This is a genomic window from Candidatus Phytoplasma meliae (assembly GCF_016876135.2).
In genome coordinates, this window is the sequence record NZ_JACAOD020000008.1 from 1 (window position 1) to 16,818 (window position 16,818).

Genomic DNA, 16,818 nt, shown 5'->3' on the forward strand with positions numbered 1-16,818 from the left:
GATTTGGGTTTTTCTAATGCAAATATTTGATGTTGAAAGAAAAAGAAAATATTTATTAATACAATAAAAACTAATAAAAATCTATATTTCAACTTATAACAAGAGTTTGTCATCTTCATAAAACCTCTTTNCTTATTTTATAACACCTATTACAACTATTTCCATCCTTAACTGTATCAAAATATCAGAAAAAACAAACAATAACAAAACATATACAGTTAACTATATTATAACTCGATCATATTTTAAAAGCAAGGAAAAAGAATAGGAATGATCTTGGTAATAAAAAAAAGACCTTTATTATAAGGTCTTTTTTTGAATTTTTAGATATTTGAAAAGTTTTAAAATGAATTTTGATTTTTGGGAATGTTATTTATTTGATTTCTTCATAAACTTGATATTGAAGAGTTCATTTTTTATTACAATTAACAAAATAAAACCAAAAAATAAAGCATTTAATAAATAATAATGTTTTATTTTAGAGTATTAAAAAAGATTCCCATAAAGAGAGTCTTTTTTAATTCAAAATTTTTATTAATTTAAGAATTATTTAATTCTGAAAATAAAACACCGCATTAGAACTCAATATTAGGAAGGTTTTTCAACCCATGTATCACAACGGTTTTATTAAAATAGAATTATCCAATCCTGATTTACACATCGGGGATCCCTTTAAGAATGCTGAAAGTATTCTTGAAGTTCTTAACCGCAGCAAAGCTAGCTTGGTTTTATTTCCTGAATTATTTTTAAGCAGCTATACGGCTGGAGATTTATTTTTCGAAACTACTTTTTATCAGGAAGTGCTAGAATCTTTACAATTTATCATGGAAAAGACCACTTTTGAAGGCGTTTATTTAGTAGGAATGCCTTTCTTTTTGAAAGAAGTTTTATTCAATGTCGCTGTGGTAATTCAAAAAGATAAAATTTTAGGCATTGTTCCTAAACACACTATTCCTAATTATAAAGAATTTAGCGAAAAAAGATGGTTTCATTCTGGTAAAACTATCCAAACACAAGAGATTTATTTTTTAGGGCAAAAAGTACCTGTCGGTAATATTTTGTTTATTAATAAAAAATTCGATATCAGTTTTGGAGTAGAGATTTGTCAAGATTTATGGACTATCGAATCTCCTAGTGATTTATTAGCTTTAAACGGAGCGGAATTGATTTTTAACTTATCTTCTTCTACCGAACATATCGGTAAAAAAGAAATGCGTAAAAACGCGGTTATTAATCATTCTCGCAAACATATTGGTGGTTATTTTTACACTAGTAGTGGGATTACAGAATCATCTACTGATGTCCTTTTTTCTAATCATAAAATAGCCGCTGTTTTTGGTAATTTAATTGGCGAAAAAGATTTATTTAACCAAGATGATACTAGCTTAGTTGTTGATGTTTATATTGATTCTATTAAATACCAAAGAAGAATTGATACTACTTTAGGAGACCAAAAAATCGGCAAAGAATTTCCTTTCTTTAAATCTTATTTCGATATTAAAGAACATGATAATTATGAATTTGAAAAACCTTTTCACCAAAAACCTTTTGTGGAAATGGAGGATTTAGAGGAACAATTAAAATTAGCGAACCATATTCAGTTTTTATCTTTACAAAGTAAATTATCGCATATTAAAAATGTGAAAGTGATTTTAAAATTAGCTTCACGTTTGAACGAATTGTTGTCTCTTTTAGCGGTCGTACAAAGTTTTCAAGCTAGTAAAAAAACACTAGATCATTTGATTGTGATTATGGAAGATGAAAAAGATTCTCAACCTGATTTTGTTGTATTGATGAAAAACTTTTTAAACAATTTAGGGATTAAAAATATTCTTCTGGATAATGAGGATCATCAACCCCAAGTTAAAGAATGGTTAAGCAAAGAATTGATTCATCACGCTTTAAGTAAATTTACCTCCAATCCGCTGATGTTGGATGATTCGCAAATCTTAGTGTTAGAAAGTGATAATTTGTCTGATACGGCTTTAGGTAAAGTAAGCGAAAGAATCCATTATTACGATCAATTGTATAATGTTAATGTTGGTTTAACCCAAACTTTCATGACTGAATTGATTCTTTTCCATTTGAATAAGCCTATCATTTCTATCCCTCCTGAATTAAAGGCTTTTTATCAAGAACAGATAGAAAAATTTTTAACCCCTCATATCGTCATAGAAGATTTTATTTTATATCATCATTTAAAAAATAATTTTTCGAAAGCTAAAATCGCTTTTTTAATTGAACACACTTTTGCTTTAAATGCAGAAGAAAGTTTAGTTTTAGTGCAAAATTATTTAAAAACTTTTTATCAAACCCAATATAAAAGACAACAAATGTCCCCAGGACCGAAAATTTTAGAAAATAGCCTTTCACCGAGAACGGAATTTAAATTACCTATTAATTTCCAACGCAAAGAGTGAAAAACGGAATTTATAGAAATAGAAGTATAGAATATGAAAAAAAAAGTGATTGTTGGTTTATCAGGTGGAGTTGATAGTAGCGTCACAGCTTTGTTGTTAAAACAAAAAGGTTATGAGGTAGAAGGTATTTTTATGCGTAATTGGGATAGTAGTTTGAATTATGATGTTCAAGGCAATCCTAATGTTAATAATGATGCTTGTCCTCAAACAGCCGATTTTAATGATGCCGCTGCTATCGCTAAACAATTAGATATTAAATTTCATCAAGTTGATTTTTCCGAAGAATATTGGGGCCAAGTGTTTTCTTATTTTTTAAAATTATTAAAACAAAATTTAACCCCGAATCCTGATGTTTTATGCAATAATCAAATTAAATTTCTTACTTTTATCAAATATGCCGAACAATTCAATCCTGATTTTATCGCTATGGGACATTATGCCAATATCACTCATGAAAAGGGTCAACCCATCTTAACGAAAGCTTGGGACGATACTAAAGACCAAACTTATTTTTTATCTCAACTTAAACAACAACAATTAGATAAGATCCTTTTCCCTTTAGGAAAAATTACTAAAAAAGAAGTCAGAGAAATTGCCGCTAAAAATGACTTAATAACGGCGAGAAAAAAAGACTCCACTGGTATTTGTTTTATCGGAGAACGCAAATTCAGTTCTTTTTTAAAAAATTATATTCCTGCTAAAAAAGGTCCTATTAAAGATATGAACGGTAAGCTTTTGCAAGAACATGAAGGTGTTTTCAATTATACTATTGGACAAAGAAAAGGACTGAATTTAGGTGTTACTCAAGAAAATCAAGCCCCTTGGTTTGTTGTAGGCAAAGAATTACCTACCAATACTTTGTATGTGGACCAAAGCTATGATAGCCCTTACCTTTATAGCGATTCAGCTTTAATCATTGATGTGGTGTGGAGAAATTACGATGTTTATCAAAATCATGGTAAAATGAAGATGATGGCTAAATTTCGTTATCGTCAACCCGATCAAGAAGTGGAACTTGTTTGGTTGGATAAAACCACTTTAAAAGTGTATTATCCCCAAAAAATCAAAGCTGTCACACCAGGACAAATAGCAGCTTTTTATAAAGATGATTTTTGCTTAGGAGCGGGAATGATTAAAGAAGTTTATTATCAAGAGAAAAAACTTTCATATGTTTAAACATTTTTTATCCTTTAAAAAAGATGTTTTAAAAAATTCAAAAAAATAGGTGATTAAAGTGCTTTTTAATACTGCTGAAAACCATAACATAGAAAAAAAAGTTCATGAAGAAGTTTTATTCCAAGAATTGATGCAAAAAGTAAAAAAATACATTCATGAAAAAACAGTCTTAGATAAAATTAATCAAGCTTATTTGTTGGCTAAAAAAAAACATACCAAACAAAAAAGAGTAACGGGTGAAGATTTCATTATTCACCCTATTTCTGTTGCTATTATTTTAGCTGATTTAAATAGCGAACCTAATACTTTAATGGCTGGTTTATTACACGATTCTTTAGAAGATACGGATTTAACTTTTGATGAATTAAAGGATTTTTTAGGCGAAGATGTGGCTTATATAGTGAAAAGAACCACTAAATTAGCTAAACTTAGTTTTAACCCTAAACAACGACAAGTGAAAAACCATCAAAAACTTTTTTTAGCTATGGCTAATGATATTAGAGTAGTTTTGGTAAAAATAGCAGATAGACTCCATAATATGCAGACTTTAAAAGAAATGAAACCAGAAAAACAATTACGCATTTCCCAAGAAACATTAGATATCTATGTCCCTTTAACCCATCGTTTAGGTCTTTTTCAAATTAAATCTCAATTAGAAGATTTAACTTTTAGATATATGAACCCTAAAGAATATTACCGTATTTCTAACCTCATTAACGCTAAAAAAAATGAACGCGAAAATTCTATCCAAAATATTATTAAAAATATTAAATCTTTGTTTTATAAGTCCGGTATTACTGATTTCTCCATCAGCGGTCGTAGTAAAAACATTTATAGTATTTATAAAAAGATGAACCAAGGACAAGTTAGTTTTGACGAAATTTTCGACTTATTAGCGGTTCGTATTATTGTGGATAAAGTGGATGTGTGTTATCAATGTTTAGGTATTATTCACGCTCATTACTCTCCTTTACCAAGGAGATTTAAAGATTATATCGCTGTTCCCAAACCTAATTTATACCAAGCCCTTCATAACACCGTTTTAGCCAAAGATGGTTCTATTTTTGAAATCCAAATCAAAACGAAAGAAATGGATGAAATTGCCGAAAAAGGTATCGCCGCCCATTGGGGTTATAAAGAAAACAAATTTTATTCCAAAGATAATAAACAGTTGGAAATAGTGCAAAAATTAAGATGGTACCAAGATTTAATTAAAATCACCAAAGATACTAAAAATAAATCGTTACAAAATTCCAAAACTTTAGTAGATTCTATTAAAAACGATATTTTAAGCGAAAACGTTTATGTTTTCACACCGAAACAAGAAGTATTTGAATTTCCGGAAGGTTCTACTCCTATTGATTTTGCTTTCCGTATCCATTCTATGATTGGTTTTACCATGACAGGTGCTATTGTGAACGAAAAAATCGTTCCTCTTGATTATAAGCTTAAAAACGGGGATATTATTTCTATTAAAACTAATAAAAACGTTTTTAGAGTACATAAGGATTGGTTGAGAATAGCCAAAACCTCTTATGTTAAAAAATTCATTAAAAACTTCTTAAATAAACAGAAAAAAGAAGTTTTAACTTTAATCCAAAATGGTAAAGAAATTTTAGAAAAAGAATTGCAAGCGCAAAAGAAAGATTTTAAAATTGACCACAATTTTGTGAAAAAAAGTTTTCACAAGCAATCTATTCAAAATGTCAATGAATTGTATGAAGCTTTGGGAAGAAAAAAAATCACTCCTGATGTGGTGCTCGCTAAAATCACTTCTTTTGAAGAAATGCGCAAAGAATACAATAAAGAACAAATTTCGAAAAACTTGAAAAAATTCATTTATGAAAACGAAACAGGTGTTTTTATCGAAGGTTTAGATAAAACTAAATTAAAGTTAGCGAACTGTTGTAACCCTATTTTCGGCGAAGAAATAGTGGGTTTTATCACTAAAGATAAAGGTACTAACGTTCACCGTAAAGATTGTGTTAATTTACAACAATACGACTCTAACCGTCTTATTGTTGCTCATTGGTACCAAAATTATCAATTAAAATACGCTACTTGGCTTTTCATTATTGGTTCTTATAGTTCTTCTTTAATCGCTAATATTACTGATAAAGCTAACGCTTTGGGGATTAATATTTCTAAAATCAATATGATTAATAATAATAAATTATCAGAAACCACTATTAAACTACAAATCCTAGTTAAAAATATTTCTGAAATGGAAAAATTAATTTCTCATTTATTACAATTATCTAATATTTATCAAATTTATAGAGGAACAAATTAACAGGTTTATGGTTAAAAAAATAAAAGGAACTCACGATTTATTTCATGATGAGATGTCTAAATGGCAGTTTATTGAAAAGAAGCTTAAAACTCTTTTAGAAACATACAATTTTCAAGAAATAAGAACTCCTATTATCGAATATAAAGAAGTTTTTTATCGTGCTACCGAACAATCCGATATGGTTATGAAAGAAACTTATCAATTTCACGATAAAAAAGGTAGATTAATAGCTTTAAGACCGGAAGGGACGGCTTCTGTTATCAGAAGTTATATCGAAAATAAATTGGATCATCAAAACGAGTTAACTAAATTATATTATTTAGGTCCTTTTTTTCGTTATGAAAGACCACAAAAAGGTCGATATCGTCAATTCCATCAAATAGGCGTTGAAGCCATTGGTGTGCCTAATTCTTTATCCGAAGTAGAGGTCATTATTTTGGCTTATGAATCTTTGTTAACTTTAGGACTCAAAAATGTGAAAATTAAAATCAATACTTTAGGGGATCTTCCTACTCGTCAACAATTTTTAACTATTTTTAAGCATTATATTGACCAAAATACTCAAGATTTATGCAGTTTATGTTTAGAAAGAAAAGAAAAAAATGTTTTACGTATTTTTGATTGTAAACAATGTTCCCAAAAAGAGGTTTTAAAAAAAGCTCCTTTAATTTTAGATCATCTATCTGCAGAAGCTAAAAAGAAATTTGACCATGTTTTAGAACTTTTAACAGAAGCTCAGGTTAATTACGAAATAGACCCTCTTTTAGTAAGAGGTCTAGATTATTATACGGATACAGTTTTTGAAATTACCGCTAATGACGTCACTAGTCAAAATGATTTAGTTTTAGGCGGCGGCGGTAATTATAACGAATTAACCGAAGTTTTTGGCGGCCAAAAAACTAATTGTATCGGTTTTGCTTTAGGAATAGAACGTTTAATGATCGTCATGGAAGAGAATCATTTATTCCCTGATGTCGGTTCTTCTGTTTTAGATGTTTATTTATTAGCGTTAGATCAAGACGCTTTAAAACCAACTTTTATGTTGATGCAAAAAATCCGTCAACATAGTCTACAAACCAACATGAATTATGAAACAGGTTATTTTAATAAAAAGTTAAAAAAAGCTTTACAAACTAACCCTAAATACATTCTTTTTATTGGACAAAAAGAATTAAAAGATAACGTCTTAACAGTTAAAAAGATAGCAGACAAAAAAGAATATAAATTATCACCAGAACAAACAATAAATTTTTTAATGAAGGAATTAACAAGTGAAAACAAAATATAGTTACGATAATAACGAGATTACTCTTAACCAAAAAGGAGAACAAGTCTTTTTAAAAGGTTGGATCGAAAGAAAAAGAAATTTAGGCAATAAACTTTTTATTGATTTAAGAGATGTTTCGGGGATAGTTCAATTAGTGGTACTTAACGATCATCCTCAATATCAACAAATCGCTTTAACTAAAATCGAAACAGTGATTGATGTTAAAGGCGAAGTAATCGAAAGAATCAATAAAAACCCTAATTTAACAACGGGCGAAATCGAAGTTTTAGTGCAAGAAATGTCTTTTCTTTCCGAAGCGGAACATATACCTTTAAGTATTGTCGAAAAAAACGAAGCTTTAGAGGATTATCGTTTAAAATATCGTTATTTAGATTTACGCAAAAAAGATAAAAAAAGTTTTTTAATTCAAAGACACGAAATTACTCAAAATATCAGACAAACTCTTTTGAATAATAAATTTTTTGAATTAGAAACTCCTTTATTGTCAAAATCAACTCCTGAAGGGGCGAGAGATTATTTAGTTCCTTCGCGCATTCATCCTCATCATTTTTATGCTTTGCCTCAATCTCCGCAAATTTACAAGCAATTATATATGATTTCTGGTTTTGAAAGATATTTCCAAATAGCTCGTTGTTTTAGGGATGAAGATTTAAGATCAGATAGACAACCAGAATTTACTCAAATAGATATTGAGACGTCTTTTTTCAGTCAAGAAGAATTGATGAATTTAACTGAAGAAATTATGACCAATTTGTTTGCCAAAATCTTAAACCAATCTTTACCTACTCCTTTGGAACGTCTTTCTTTTCAAGAAGCTATGAACTTGTATGGTTCAGATAAACCCGATTTAAGGTTTGATTTAAAGATTGAACCTTTAAAAGCTTATTTTAAAGAAGAATTCGTTAACGCGGAAGGAGTAGAGAAAACCATTAAAGGGATTAAATTAAATTCTTCCCTTCCTTTGAACCTTTTGACTAGAAAAAAAATAGACGAATATAAACATTTGATTAAAACTCAATTTAATCTCAATTTAAACCTTTTTAAAAAACAAGACAATACTTTAAAAGGTAATTTCAGTCAATTTGTTAATGATGCTTCTGTTTTAGCAGAAGGTGAATGGTGCTTTGTTATTAGTAACGATTTAAAGGTCCTTTCTTCGGAAGACCATTTGTTAAAAACATTAGGTTTTTTGAGAAATAAATTAGGTCATGATTTGAATTTAATTGACTCTAATAAAGAATCTTTATTGTGGATAGTGGATTTTCCTTTATTTGAATTTAATTCAGAAGATAATCGTTATTACGCTATGCATCACCCTTTTACGGCTCCTTCGGATATTAATATTTTAGAAAAAAACCCGGAAAAAGCTAAAGCTCAAGCTTATGATTTGGTGTGGAATGGTTATGAAATTGGCGGAGGTTCTTTGAGAAATTATCAAAGCCACGTACAAGAATTAATGTTTCAAAAATTAGGTTTTAGCAAAGAAGAAATTCAAAATCGTTTTGGTTTTTTAGTAGAAGCGCTAAAATACGGTACTCCTCCGCATGGTGGCATCGCTTTAGGATTAGACCGTTTAGTGATGTTATTTACTAAAACAAATAATATTAAAAATGTTATTGCTTTCCCTAAAACTCAAAGTGCTCAAGATTTAATGATGGAAACGCCTAGTTTAGTTGATCAAGAACAATTAGATGTTTTAAGCATTCAATTAAAAAAGGACGCTGAAAAGAAATAAAATAATCATTACAACTAAGGAACATTAAAAGATCCCTAAAATAGGGATCTTTTTTTCTATCTTAAAACTTTTTTCAAAAAATGACCTTTTGTTCCTTGACTTTTGAAAAAAGAAGGAGTATAATATAAAATAATCATATCGATTCAACGAGAGATTTTAGTCAGCGCACTTTGGTATGGTTAAGGAGGATTGGTTGAAATGGACTATCATATTTGATTTAATATAAAAAAATATTTCCAATATTTTGATATAGAAAAAATATAAATATGAAAGAGAGATAAAAATTGAAATTAAAAAATCATTCGAAATATTCTTTTGCAATTTTTCTAATATTTTTTATGTTGTTTTCATTGTTATTTAATCAAAAGGTTTACGGTCACGACTCTTTTACAGAAAGATCAATTAGAGGAACAGAAGTTATTCATGTAGTTTTAAACAAAAATAGCACTTCTTCGGATGTTTTCAATTATATTAAAACCAACATCAACCCTTCTTATAATGGCAGCGTTTCTTCAACAACTGCTTATAATAAAGAAAAAGGAGGCGATATGCATTGGTACATCAAAAACGATGACGAAGAATTCATATGGCAGCGTTTCTTCAACAACTGCTTATAATAAAGAAAAAGGAGGTGATATGGCATTGGTACATCAAAAACGATGACGAAGAATTCATGGGTGTTTATTTTGATGGCGGCAACAGAGAAGAGAGAGATCATTTTTACGAATTTGTTGATTTAAGATGGTTAGGAAATGGTTCTGCAAAAATGTATTTTTTTTGGAAATTTGACACACCAGATAAAAAACCAAATAGCAAGAGCAAATTGATAAAAGGTTCGCATTTTTTACAAACTCCCGCAGGAAAATATATAGCCAAAGAAATTTATAAAAAATTATTTAAAAAAGTTGTTAAAAAAGTTCCAAGTCCCGAACCTTTTTTATTAAAAGTGACCACTTCAACGGCTAAGTATCCACCTTTACGCTTTGGCGATTAGCAAAAGATTAATTTGGCAATTTTGGATATTTGTGTTCCCAATCAGTTTATGTTGCGGCAGCCAATGAAAGTTAAGAAGGTGTAAATCGTGTTAAAATTAAAAAAAACTAAAGAAAGTTAAGAAGGTGTAAATCGTGTTAAAATTAAAAAAAACTAAAGAAAAATTTTGGCCCCAAAATCCGAAAACGCTTATTTTTTTTAAAACAATTATATCATTACTCCTATGTTTAATTGTAATTTTTATGTCAATATCTTTAATCAATTCCAAATCCAAAATAGCAACATTAGAAGAAACTTTAACAAAATCAAACGTTAAAAATCAACAAAAACAAGATTCGTATACAAAAGGTATTCCTACCACCGAATTAGATGAGTCCCAAATAAAAGAATTTGAAAAAGTAGGTTTTACCAGAGAAGATATTCAAGAGTTAGCTTATATAAATGATAAAGGAAAACTTTCTTTTGAAAATATAATTGATTTGAAAAAAAAACATAAAGAAATGTTAAATGGTAAAGATTTTTACCATTTAGATAATATATTGGTCTCGAACAACAACTCCACGGTTCAAGACGATTTTTTAAAATTAAAAGAACAAGGATGGAGTGGGTTTTGCATTTCTAATTATTTGTTTCCACACATTCAATTAAAATTAACTGATATTTCTGAACAAGAAAAAATATTTTCATTAGAAGAAATTCAAGAACTTAAAAAACAAAAATGGAGCGCTTGTGAAATAGTTAATTATTTAGCCAAACAAAAAAGATTTGGAGTTAAAGATATTCAAATTCTTAAAAAACAAGGTTGGACTTCTGTGGATATTCGGAATTTATCAAATAAAACTTCTTATAATACAGAACAAATTCAAGAATTTATAAAACAAGGAATGAACGGTAAAGAAATTATTATGAACAAAAAGTAGTTGCAAAAATTCAAAATTAATAAGTTGCGAATTAGTGCATCATAAAGCTACTTAATTTTAAAAATTTTCAATTTTAAATTATTTAAAACATAATTTGTAATTGAAATATATTGTATAACTTTTAGGTATAAAAAATAAAAATTTAAGTATCTCCTTAAACTTAACGAGCCCCTTGCCCGTCTTCCAAGAACCCCAGCAGCGCTCCAGGGTTGATTCGGGCAAGCAACAGTTGGGGGAATCAGTAATAGTTTAGATCCAATTGGCCTTAATTTTGCGAATGTTGACAGTTCCTTGGCCCAAAACCGATCCTCCATGCGGCGCTCGCGCAAGTTTTTGGGCCAATTGCGAACACGAAATTCTCTATTCGGAATCACAGACAACTTTAACCAAAAAAAATTAAGGTGGGGTTTTTAAGGTAGCGGCTCCAAGATCTTCACCATGATCATCGGTAACGTCGTTAAAAATTTTTAAGTTACCGCCCCCCATACTTTTTGCTAACAAGGAAGGTGTGGCTAGCAAGCTACTTAAGTTGCCTGCCTCATTGGTTAATTTAGTGAAAAGTCATTTGACGACTTTGTGTAACTAGTAAACTTCACGTTTAAACTAGTTAAAAACGCCAATTAGCTAAGAGTATAACTAGTTTTTATGCTAAAAACATTTTAGACTATAACAAAGAACATCCTTTAAGAAAAATGTTAGTAGAACAAATGGTGAATGCTAGACTTAATGCCAAAGAAAATGAATTAGTTATAAAAGATAAGTATTTTGGATACGTTAAAATTGAAAAGAAAAAATATTATGGTGAAAAAGATTTAGAAACTGACAAAAAACCATTTATTGAAGAATATTTAAAAAATAATTCTTATGCATCAATGTTTTATTTTAGTATTAATTATGAAAAACAAGCAAGACCATTAAACAAAAAAATACATGATAAATTATGTAAAAAACTAAATAAAGTTTTTAAACTTTCAAAAATGAGAAAAAAACAAGTTCCAAGAACTTATTTAGAACAAGAAAAAATGTTTTTAGATTTCAACAACTATGTTGATCCAATCGACGTTTATTTTAATATTCCACAAAATAAACCAACGTCATACTATTTTGATGTTTAAAAATACTAAAAATAATTAGAAAGGGGAAATAATATATTATCTATAAGGCCCTTTAAACACGTTATTTTGGGGTTTTAACGTGTTATTTTGGGGTTTTGGGGGTTATTATTAAAATAATAAATCATCTATAAAACTACTCTTAATTTTGTAAATAAAATTAAGGGTGTTTTGTGTTGATTTTTTTATTTTTTTATGTTGTAATATGAAAAAGGTATATTATAATATAGGTAGTAAATGAGAACAAACAAAAAAACATGAAATCGTTTGAAAAAAGATTAAGTGTTTTTGCTAGATTATTCCTGGTTAATGTATACTTGATTGTAGGGTTTTATTTTTTGGATTGATGATTATTAATGTTTTTTATCATTTTGCAACAAAATTAAAATTTTTCCAATAATAACTAATATAATCACAAATATATACCAAAAAGTATAATACATAAGAGGAAGTATAAAACCTTCATATTTTTTAGGTATTTTTTGAGCAATAAAATTATCAATTGATTCCAAAGCTAAAACCCAAACCAAAGCACCTACTATTAATTCAAACAAAGAATATAATAAAAATATAATATTAAACCAAAAATAAAAAATAAAAGCTAAACTGTTTTTAAGTGGTTTAGCCTTTTTATTATATGATTATTTTTTTTAATGTCAAAAAAAGGATAACCTAATTTAGTTAACATTTGATAAATAATAGACATAGGTAATCCTGAAATAGAAGAAGGGTTACCTTTTATTTTTTGGATAAATATTTCTCCTATTCCCTCAATTTTAAAACCACCAGCTGTATTTAAAGCTTCTTGGGCGTTAACATAAAATTCAATTTCTTGTTCTGATAATTTGTTAAAATAAATTTCACTTATAATTACATTTTGTTCTATCATCATTTTGTGATAATGTTTTTTAATGACGCAAACACCTGTCATTTCTTTTCTAATTTTTCCTGAACATTTATGTAAACAATAACGGATTTTATCGTTATCAACTGCTTTAGGCAATATTTCTTCTTCACATACAGAAACAGTGTCAGCTCCAATAATAAAACCATTTTCTTCCATTGCTGCAATCTTTTTAGCTTTGGTAAGGGCAAGCCTTAAAGCTAATTGATCAGGTTTTTCGTGGGGTAACGGAGTTTCATCAATATTAGCTGGTTTGACTTGAACCATTAACTTCATTTTTTGTAAAATATGTAATCTAGATGGTGATTGTGAAGCTAAAATAATATGCATTATCTTTATTAAACTCCTATAAATTTTATTTTAAACCAGAATTAATTATTTGTTGAACATTAACAGCTATTTCTGGCATTTTTTGTTCTTGATATCTCTCATATGCTAAAGGTGGATGAATAATTACTTCTATTGTCTTTTGTTGCCACCAAAAATAATTTTTAATGTGGCTAGCTCCTTTAATAGTAACAGGGACAATGTCTGCTTGACTTTTAAAAGCGATTTTAAAAGCTCCCCCTAACAAAGGAACTGCTTGTTCGTTATTGCGATCTTTAATTCCTCCTTCAGGAAAGATTACCATAACCAAACCAGCTTTGACTTTAGGAACTGCTTGAAACAAATTAGAAGCGGTTTTTCTAATGTCGTTTCTTACGATTACCATACAATCAGAAGCATAAAAAGCTAATTTTAAAAATAGCTGACTGCCTAAAAAAGAACGAAATTTATCTTTGGGGGAAAATGCAACTGTTCTTGGTGCAAGAGCACTTGCAATAATAAAAGGATCTGTATATGATTTATGATTAGCATAAATAATAATATTTTTATCTAAAGGAAATAAATGAAAGTTTTTAACGATTATGTTAATTCTTAAAAAACGTTTGATAAAGTTAGAAGCACTTATAATGATAAAACCTTTAAAACGATGATTAGGGGGTAAAAAAGACATGAAAATAAGGGATAATAACAAAATTAAAAAAATAACTACAAAGGATAACAAGAAAGCTAAAAGTAAATGGCAAGGCAAGAGATAAAAGGAGTTCAACCAAGGAATTTTAAAAAGGAAGAAAGTGGTTAAAGGCCAAATAATGATAAATATTAAAGTAAACATGATGGCTATTTCTTTCCTTTTTGATAAGTTGCAAAAATTAATTGTGGTTGGATCGATTTTGTCACTAATTGGAATTGTTGCCAATTAATGAGAGGAAAATAAACATTGCCTTGGTGTCTTGCAAGAATATGAGTAATATATAAAATATCGACATAAGGTAAAGCTTGTTGATAAATTTGTCTGCCGCCAATAACAAAAAGATTAGCGGTTGTTTGATTAGTAAATTTTTTCCAAAATATGGATAAATCATTAACTACTTCACTATCTGGTAATTGTAAATCCTTATTAAAAGAGGCAACATAAGTTTTGTTAAAATTAAAAGGTTTAGTTTTAAAATATTGTTTTAAAGATTTATAAGTTTCATACCCCATTAAAACATTTTGATTAACTGTCATTTGTTTAAAATAACGAAGGTCTTGTGGATAATGCCAAGGTAATTGGTTATCCTTTCCTATTAAATTATTACTATCAAAAGCTGTAATTAAATAAATCATATAGCAATATCGCCTTTCAAAATCTCATCACAAATATAATTTTTTAAAGTAAAATCACTAAATTGAAATTGATGAATATCTGCTACATTAGGATTTAAAACCATTTGAGGGAGTTTTTTAGGAACTCTTTTAATTTGAGTTGCTATTTGTTGTAAATGATTGTTGTAAATGTGTGCATCTCCTAAAGTGTGAATAAATTCATAAGGTTGTAAATTAGTAACTTGAGCAACCATCATGAGTAACAAAGAATAAGATGCAATATTAAAAGGGACTCCTAAAAAGACATCACCACTTCTTTGGTAAAGTTGTAAAGAAATTTTACCTTGATTAACATAAAATTGAATTAACACATGACAAGGAGGCAAGACCATCTGTTTTAATTCGCTGGGATTCCAAGAATTCAGTATTAAGCGTCTAGAATTAGGATTTTGTTTAATTTCAGAAATTAAAAAATTAATTTGATCAAAACCATTAAAGTCACGCCATTGTTTACCGTAAACAGGTCCTAAGTTGCCATGTAAAGCTGCAAAAGCAGGATTGCTTTTGATTTTTTGAACAAATTCTTCCATAGTTTCATTTTGGAAATCAGATGACTTTTTATATTTTTGATAAGGCCATGCATTCCAAATATTAACATTATTTTTAACTAAATAAGAAATGTTGGTGTCTCCCTTTAAAAACCATAAAAGTTCATGAATAATAGCTTTTAAATACATTTTTTTAGTAGTTAACAAAGGGAAGCCATGTTGCAAATTAAAACGCATTTGATGACCAAAAATACTTTTAGTCCCTGTTTTGGTACGATCATCTTTGTCAATGGACTGCTTTAAAATCAAACGGCATAAATCTAAATAATTAGTCATATCTCATTTCACTTCCTATTTTTTCATTGTTAATGTTTTTTTATTTAATGTTTAGTTGTTGGCTAAAAGATAGAAAGCTTCAGCATACATAGCTGTTAATTTCATCAAATGATCAATTGACATACATTCATCTTTTTGATGAGCTAAAGATGGTGCTCCTATAAAATGAGGTCCAAAAGCTACTAAATTAGGAGCACATCTGGCAAAGGTGCCACCACCAACACATAAAGGTTTAGAAACCAAATCATGAGTATATTTCTGATATACTTGCATTAAATTCTTAATAAAACCGCTTTGAGGGTTGATATATAAAAGTGGTTGGTGAAAATCAGATGTACAAGTAAAATGATTTTGGGCTGCTAATTGTTTTAGTTTCTTTTCAATTGTTTCATATTCAATTCCCCGTGGATATCTTAAGTTTAGTAAAAAATGAACTTGATCGTGTTCATAATTAAGTACACCCGAAAAACAAACCATTTTCCCTGTTTCTGCATCACAATAATAAAATCCCATTTGTTTTGCTTCGGTATCATCTACTAAATATTGATTAAAAAAAGTAGTTAAATCATTATTAATTTCTAAAGCTTTTAAAATTTTCATTAATTGATAAAGTGCATTGGTTCCTTGTTCAGGAGTTGAACCATGTGCGGTCGCACCCAAAACATCTATTTGGATTTGATTATTACAAGTATGTGTTAAAGTGGCTTTCATAGGATGCTGAGCTAAAAAATTATGAAACAAAAGTTCATATTTCTGATCAAAAGTTAAAATAGCTCGAGCGAATTCAGGAACGACATTAGAAGCGATGCCACTTTTAATACTAATAATTTTGGGATCTTGCAAGATACGTTTGAAACTAAAAACACAAATACCTTTTTCAGCATAAACCACAGGAAAAGCACTATCAGGGACAAAACCACAAACAGGCAATTGGGGAAATTTTTGAAAATAATGATGCATACAACGCCATTCAGTTTCTTCATCTAATCCTAAAATTAATTTAATTCTTTTTTGCAACGGTAAGTTGCATTCTTTTAAAATGGTTAAAGCCCAAAAAGCAGCAATAGTAGGGCCTTTATCATCTTCAGCTCCCCGACCGTAAATTTTATTATTGACAATTTGCCCTGAATAAGGGGGATAAGTCCAATTAGTACCAGCAGGAACAACATCTAAATGCCCAATAGCTCCTATCCACTCTTTTTGTTTCCCGTACTCAATATGTCCTGCATATCCATCAACATTGGCTACTTCAAACCCTTTTTGTTTCCCTAAATCTAACATATATTGTAAAGCTTGATAGTTGCCTTCGCCAAAAGGGGCCCCCTTTCGGTGGGGGTCAAAACTAGTTATTTCACTATTAATTTGTAATAAAATTTGTAAAGATTTAATTAAAACTTCTTTTCTTTTAAAAACTTCTTTAGTAAAATTCATGCAATTCTTGTTACAACCTCTTTTTTGTTT

15 protein-coding genes are annotated in these 16,818 nt (G+C 29.0%); 9 read left to right on the forward strand and 6 right to left on the reverse strand.

Features of this window, described 5'->3' with window-relative positions:
- The first annotated feature begins 608 nt into the window (after positions 1 to 608).
- The 8 genes from CHTY_RS02025 to CHTY_RS02060 all read left to right on the forward strand — a co-directional run bounded on the left by CHTY_RS02025 (position 609) and on the right by CHTY_RS02060 (position 10,825).
- A complete protein-coding gene (locus tag CHTY_RS02025) occupies positions 609 to 2,420 on the forward strand; it encodes a nitrilase-related carbon-nitrogen hydrolase (RefSeq protein ID WP_203552261.1) in 1,812 nt (603 codons plus the stop codon).
- Between the two features lie 33 nt (positions 2,421 to 2,453).
- Positions 2,454 to 3,596 (forward strand): tRNA 2-thiouridine(34) synthase MnmA, encoded by a 1,143-nt coding sequence (gene mnmA, locus CHTY_RS02030; RefSeq protein WP_203552262.1) that lies wholly within the window; start codon positions 2,454 to 2,456, stop codon positions 3,594 to 3,596.
- A gap of 58 nt (positions 3,597 to 3,654) precedes the next feature.
- Positions 3,655 to 5,889: a RelA/SpoT family protein gene (locus CHTY_RS02035; protein WP_203552263.1), complete on the forward strand. Its 2,235-nt coding sequence runs from the start codon at positions 3,655 to 3,657 to the stop codon at positions 5,887 to 5,889.
- Positions 5,890 to 5,896: 7 nt separating this feature from the next.
- Positions 5,897 to 7,177: a histidine--tRNA ligase gene (gene hisS / locus CHTY_RS02040; protein ID WP_246454071.1), complete on the forward strand. Its 1,281-nt coding sequence runs from the start codon at positions 5,897 to 5,899 to the stop codon at positions 7,175 to 7,177.
- Positions 7,161 to 8,912 (forward strand): aspartate--tRNA ligase, encoded by a 1,752-nt coding sequence (aspS, locus tag CHTY_RS02045; protein ID WP_203552264.1) that lies wholly within the window; start codon positions 7,161 to 7,163, stop codon positions 8,910 to 8,912. The genes hisS and aspS overlap by 17 nt, the downstream gene beginning before the upstream one ends.
- 284 nt (positions 8,913 to 9,196) lie before the next feature.
- The gene (locus tag CHTY_RS02050) at positions 9,197 to 9,529 is read left to right on the forward strand and encodes a hypothetical protein (protein ID WP_203552265.1); all 333 of its coding nucleotides are present in this window, start codon (positions 9,197 to 9,199) and stop codon (positions 9,527 to 9,529) included.
- A 14-nt stretch (positions 9,530 to 9,543) separates the two neighbouring features.
- The gene (locus tag CHTY_RS02055) at positions 9,544 to 9,906 is read left to right on the forward strand and encodes a hypothetical protein (RefSeq protein WP_203552266.1); all 363 of its coding nucleotides are present in this window, start codon (positions 9,544 to 9,546) and stop codon (positions 9,904 to 9,906) included.
- A gap of 241 nt (positions 9,907 to 10,147) precedes the next feature.
- Positions 10,148 to 10,825, forward strand: coding sequence for a hypothetical protein (locus CHTY_RS02060; RefSeq protein ID WP_203552267.1), 678 nt, complete (start codon positions 10,148 to 10,150; stop codon positions 10,823 to 10,825).
- 396 nt (positions 10,826 to 11,221) lie between these two features.
- Here the strand turns inward: CHTY_RS02060 and CHTY_RS03580 are convergent, their stop codons facing one another.
- Entirely contained in the window at positions 11,222 to 11,344 is a 123-nt protein-coding gene (locus CHTY_RS03580) for a hypothetical protein (protein ID WP_281411823.1), read from the reverse strand.
- A 173-nt stretch (positions 11,345 to 11,517) separates the two neighbouring features.
- Between CHTY_RS03580 and CHTY_RS02065 the strand changes: the two genes are divergently transcribed.
- Positions 11,518 to 11,940: a hypothetical protein gene (locus CHTY_RS02065; RefSeq protein ID WP_203552268.1), complete on the forward strand. Its 423-nt coding sequence runs from the start codon at positions 11,518 to 11,520 to the stop codon at positions 11,938 to 11,940.
- Positions 11,941 to 12,538: 598 nt separating this feature from the next.
- Here CHTY_RS02065 and CHTY_RS02070 read toward each other — a convergent pair.
- From CHTY_RS02070 to pepV, 5 genes are read right to left on the reverse strand one after another with little or no spacing between them, the layout of a single operon-like run.
- Positions 12,539 to 13,171, reverse strand: coding sequence for a Maf family protein (locus tag CHTY_RS02070; protein WP_203552269.1), 633 nt, complete (start codon positions 13,169 to 13,171; stop codon positions 12,539 to 12,541).
- Between the two features lie 25 nt (positions 13,172 to 13,196).
- Positions 13,197 to 14,000 carry a lysophospholipid acyltransferase family protein gene (locus CHTY_RS02075; protein ID WP_203552270.1) on the reverse strand — a complete coding sequence of 268 codons (804 nt, stop codon included), beginning with the start codon at positions 13,998 to 14,000 and terminating at the stop codon, positions 13,197 to 13,199.
- A gap of 5 nt (positions 14,001 to 14,005) precedes the next feature.
- Positions 14,006 to 14,494 (reverse strand): dihydrofolate reductase, encoded by a 489-nt coding sequence (locus CHTY_RS02080; RefSeq protein WP_203552271.1) that lies wholly within the window; start codon positions 14,492 to 14,494, stop codon positions 14,006 to 14,008.
- Positions 14,491 to 15,357, reverse strand: a complete 867-nt coding sequence (locus tag CHTY_RS02085) for a thymidylate synthase (RefSeq protein ID WP_203552272.1) — start codon at positions 15,355 to 15,357, stop codon at positions 14,491 to 14,493. Before CHTY_RS02085 ends, CHTY_RS02080 begins: the two co-directional genes overlap by 4 nt.
- Positions 15,358 to 15,408: 51 nt before the next feature.
- On the reverse strand, positions 15,409 to 16,788 hold the full coding sequence (pepV, locus tag CHTY_RS02090; RefSeq protein ID WP_203552273.1) for a dipeptidase PepV: 1,380 nt from the start codon (positions 16,786 to 16,788) through the stop codon (positions 15,409 to 15,411).
- Positions 16,789 to 16,818 lie beyond the last annotated feature (30 nt).